Genomic DNA, 4,737 nt, shown 5'->3' on the forward strand with positions numbered 1-4,737 from the left:
GCCCGAACTCAAAGAGTATTATAAGAATTTAAAGACTGAGAATCTTGAGGGAGAATTGATTCTAGATACGGTTCAGGAAATAAAATCACTAATTGATCGAGTCGAAGCTTTTATCTTGGAACAAAACAAATGATTAAGCTAACGGGCAGGATTGCATGGAGGAAACCCCGAAATACTGAAGGGGAATTTCTTGTTAAAGGCGAGGTGGAGTTTTGAGGTTCAAATATGAACTTATCGAAAGAGGTTGGGCTAGTGGATTCATTGAAATGAACTCAAATACCTTTTATTTTGCAACAAGTTATATCACGGATGCTCTTGATGAGATGTTAAAGGCTCTGATTTCACTTAATCCAGAGCTCAGTCCATTCCCTGTTTCAAATTCACAATTTGAATGGAATGAAGAACCTGGTGGAACCGTTTGGAAATTCAGAAAGATTGATGATTTATTGCACGTTCAGACTATGTCATTTGAGAATTTGCGAAACAAAAAACAACTGGTTATTGAACTAAATGAGTCTTGTTCGATATTGGAATTTTCAGAAGCAGTAGTACAAGCGCTTGATTTATTGTTGAGTATACATGGTAAGGAAGGCTACAAAGAAAAGTGGGTTAACTATGATTTCCCAACGAACAATTACTTAAAACTAAAGGGTTTCGTTACAAAAAAGAATTGAAATAACGGGACACGATAGTTCAAACATGATATGTCGGCAACGGGTCATATGATCGGTTGCCCTTTTCATTGAAGTAATGGGTAGTTATACATAACTATAAATATGTATAATATATAGTAAATCCTCTCATAAAGTAAGAAGGAGAGACAAATGGAACTTTTCATTATAATTTTAGCTGTAGGATTCATCTGCTTAATAAGTTATCTTCGAGCAATCCATATTTCTCTTCAGAAAATTATAGAAATAATGTCAAGTGAAAAAGAGAAATAGACAACACCAAGAATGTAATTCCTTGAGATAAGTGATTAAGCTAACGAGGAACGATAGCACAACAACTAGGGAGCTGTCGCCGCGCGGTTGGGGAGTGATTGAAGACGGAGACTTTCAAAGAAAGAGCCTACGTATATTTATTGTATTGTGTTCTTCTAGATATTCGGAGCGCATCTTATACTCATCGTATTAAATGGTGGATTCCTGCATCTTGGGTCCAGGCTAAGTATAATGTGATTGAATAAACAATATTGCCGATGTTTTTCATAACTTACCTGATTTGATTGTTAACAGACCAGATCAATTTGATGAAAAATGGTTTTGGGATTGCTTAAGAAATCGAATTCCAGAGAAATATGAATTCTATAATAAAGTTTTCAATGAAAAGATAAATGAAATTGTTCGTTCAACTTACGGGAAACGTTAGTTCAATAGCACAAAACGACGAGCAGGCACTGCGGTAGCCTGCTCGTTTTATTAAACTAACGGGCAGATTAACGAAACCTTTATAGGTCCTTGATATGCCTGAAACTCAGCAATTTTGGGTTTCCACCGCCCACTTCTACTTTCACTTCATCAATTCCGTAAGAAATGTGTGGTCCATAATAAGTATTAATTTTTAAAGTGATTTTGTACGCACCACCGATACCGTACAATTGCATCACTTTCGTAATTTTGGTGTCCAGGGGCAATTGAGGTCAATTCTTCTGAGGACTATCTATTTGATAGACTCTAACTTCAAAAAAATGAGATATATAGAGATATACAAAGATCTCATTTTCTGAAAATCCCATAATCAGGCATCGTAGCGCGAGTAAATGTTTCTATCCATAAAGTGAACGTTGTGTTTTTAAGTTTGCCAATTAATTATTAGCATAATAACATAGCTTAATAAGAACTAATAATTGGGAAGTGAGGAGAATTATTTATTATGAATTTTCTAGTTATAAATAACAGCAAGTTATTTGTCCATCTAGTATTCAAGTATTGAAGGAACTAGGAAGATTATTATTGCATCGTCAGCAGCCGCGTGGATGAGTTGCATAATTAGGAGCAGGACCTTGAAAGTAATTAACCACTGGTTTGATTCAATCGCAGATCGAGAGACGTACTTGATGCAATTACCGAACGCACCCTACAAGTCATAGCGCCAGCACCCTGATTGCTTATTGTAAATTCGATATGCCTCCCACAAGATGCCCGTCAGGAACATTTCATTCTTTCACGACACCAAGGAGGAATCCAGTGGCTACAGACGATTGTGTAGGTGGAATAGAATCCATCGTGCCGTTTACCAATGCAACAGCTGCACAAATACCATAATTGGAAGGAGAAGATAAAATGAAACTTGTAAACAAAGCACTCCCTTTGTTTCTCTTGCTTTTTATTCGCGTTTCAAAGTACGGCATTAGGAGCAACGAAACTATCACCCCGTGATATTGTTGTAAACATTAATGGATCATTTATCAAAACGGATAGTAATCCTTATGTGGACAAAGGAAGAGTTTTGGTTCCTATTCGGACTCTATCTTCATTAGGATTATCCTACACCTGGGACACTAAAAGTCGAACGGCTGTAATAATGAATAAAGTTAAAGATGAAGTGAAAGTGACAGCCAATCAATTAATTGCCTATAAGAATGGAAAAACCATCAAGCTCGATGTTCCAGCAGTTAATAATAACGGACGTATAATGGTTCCCATTCGTTTTATAACTGAGGCTTTCGAATTCAGTGTAACCTATGAAAAAACTAGAGTAATTTTATTTATAAATAGTAAGGATTTTAAGCTTGATGAGAATCTTATTACATCTGATGATCTAAATAAGGCTCGTCTTGCTGCAATTTCTTTACCAATTACCTTCTCTTTTACACCGTCTGCAGAAGCTGAAAAAAATGAACCAACTCCTTTTTACAGTTACAGCTTTCCACGTGGAGACGCATCACGTTATATTTATAGTACCGGACGTGCCAATACAGTCGTTGAGATTAAAGATGGAATAGCTAAGGCAGTTTGGCAATTTCAATATGGAGATAAAACACCTATTATTCATTTAGCTGGCCAACAACTAACCAATACACTTGAAGAAATGCTCGATGTTTCATTTGAACATAGTATGTCTGGATCTAATACAGCAATGTTCTACTCAAATGGTTATGGACGTGATGAAGACCATCCGTTCGAAAGATTCACTTATAAAACAGATATGTACGGTGACATTATACAAACAATCCCAAAAGAATAAATCCATAATTCAATTTAATACCACATCAAAGCCTGTTGAGAAACTTCAACAGGCTCTTTTTGTAATAATATCATTTTCCAATTCCCATTTTGAGCAGAAGCAAAGGACTCAATTTAATGCACATCCGTAAACGAGTAGATTCAGGCCATCCTGCATAAAAGTAAGCGTCAAACCTTAGCCACCTTCAGTCCCTGTTAAATATATGAGAAGATGAAAGCAACCGAAATTACAGGAGGTTGCCTCATGACAAATAAAGAACGACGTCGCCAGGATGGGCGAGACGAATCGAGGACTATACGTCCAGCGGCCAAACCATGGCAACATGGTGCAGCGCCAAAGGGCTCACCATCGAGCAGCTACTTTAAGTAAAGCTTGTAAGCATGCGTGGCTTGTTTAGATCCATCTGAACGACAAGCAATAGAGAGTATGGCTTGGGCTTTTCGATCGCCAGAATGCCGTTTCATAAGCGATTTCCAGCCTCGTAAGATATCTTGAGAATGTAATTCACCTAGTTCTTCGGGTGTAGGGAAAAGACGAATTGCAGACACCTGAAAATTTCCCGGCTTCTTTGAAGCTGTATCAGTTTTTTGGGCAATACGGCATGGTGGAGTATGGCAAGCTAGCGGCGTTTTCCGTGCTGTATGCGATTCCTTCGGTCGTGATGTATATCCTCTCCCAGCAGTTTATGTCCAAAGGTTTTGGACTGCAGGGCGGGACGAAAGGGTAGTGATATATGTGGTTTGAACCCAATCCTATTCATTGAACATGCCTGTTAAGGGCATGTTTTTTTGTGTTTGGAGGAGTCCAGAAAGTATTGATATTGTTTAGGTAACTTGGAAATTCCCTATGTAACTTTGAATCTTCTCAAGGAATATTTAGCTAAGCAATCTTCTCGATTGAAACCAAGTAGTCTAGGGCATCGCATCCGTATTATACGTTCTCTTTTCCATTCTGCCTATGAAGAAACGTATTTACCTAAGAGGTGGAGAAAATAAACATTGAGGATCTGAAGAAGGAGAACGATAGTTGAATCATCAGTTACTACGGCAGCAGGCCAAACCGATCGGCTGCTTTTTGTTGAACTAACGGCCAGAAAAGTTCCAATATGTGTTAAAATTAAGGGGGTTAATAAACTTCAGGTAAATGAACGGATATATAACTCTTCCTCTGAGGTAATGGGCGTTCCATTCTGTAAAAGTTAGATCCATCATTTAGTATGAGAAAAGAGGAATCTAATGAACGATTACAGAAGAAAAACTTTAAATGTTTTATATGTATGTTATATCATTTGGGTTTTTTCATATATTATTAGTTATATATTACCAATCGTTATTATAGCTCCTTTCTTGATTTATTATGTTTTTGTATTTTCATTTTTGTCAATTTTATTTGCTATTTKTCTGTTCTTTATGAAAGATAAGTGGAGGTCTGAAGAAGGAATCCTCACTATACTATTATTGATACCCTTTACTTTATTGTGGATAATCCCTTTTATTAGTGATGAAATTAAATTAAGGGTGGCTGTACCTACGAATTACTTAATGGAAA

Annotated in this window: 5 protein-coding genes and 1 pseudogene; 5 read left to right on the forward strand and 1 reads right to left on the reverse strand. The window is 37.0% G+C overall.

All coding sequences use genetic code 11. From position 1 onward, the window contains the following. Nucleotides 1–212: 212 nt before the first annotated feature. Nucleotides 213–674, forward strand: coding sequence for a hypothetical protein (locus AC1DOV_RS34430; protein ID WP_477552137.1), 462 nt, complete (start codon nucleotides 213–215; stop codon nucleotides 672–674). A 776-nt stretch (nucleotides 675–1,450) separates the two neighbouring features. On the opposite strand, the gene AC1DOV_RS34435 is transcribed toward AC1DOV_RS34430, so the two are convergent. Next, nucleotides 1,451–1,636, reverse strand: coding sequence for a DUF3888 domain-containing protein (locus AC1DOV_RS34435; protein ID WP_477512990.1), 186 nt, complete (start codon nucleotides 1,634–1,636; stop codon nucleotides 1,451–1,453). A gap of 758 nt (nucleotides 1,637–2,394) precedes the next feature. Here AC1DOV_RS34435 and AC1DOV_RS34440 point away from each other — a divergent pair. The 4 genes and pseudogenes from AC1DOV_RS34440 to AC1DOV_RS34455 form a co-directional block, all read left to right on the forward strand. Further along, entirely contained in the window at nucleotides 2,395–3,189 is a 795-nt protein-coding gene (locus AC1DOV_RS34440) for a copper amine oxidase N-terminal domain-containing protein (protein WP_477552139.1), read from the forward strand. Between the two features lie 243 nt (nucleotides 3,190–3,432). Beyond that, nucleotides 3,433–3,558, forward strand: coding sequence for a hypothetical protein (locus AC1DOV_RS34445; RefSeq protein WP_477529148.1), 126 nt, complete (start codon nucleotides 3,433–3,435; stop codon nucleotides 3,556–3,558). A gap of 169 nt (nucleotides 3,559–3,727) precedes the next feature. Next, nucleotides 3,728–3,916: pseudogene (locus AC1DOV_RS34450) on the forward strand (carbohydrate ABC transporter permease); the annotation flags it as partial. 508 nt (nucleotides 3,917–4,424) lie between these two features. Then, nucleotides 4,425–4,737: hypothetical protein (locus AC1DOV_RS34455; RefSeq protein WP_477552138.1), on the forward strand; the 313-nt coding region annotated here is incomplete at its 3' end.

It is taken from the genome of Paenibacillus sp. 01T47, assembly GCF_056398245.1.

Bases quoted from the DNA above. Each gene is read 5' to 3' on its own strand.
- AC1DOV_RS34445 (WP_477529148.1), top strand. From the start codon at position 3,433: ATGACAAATAAAGAACGACGTCGCCAGGATGGGCGAGACGAATCGAGG.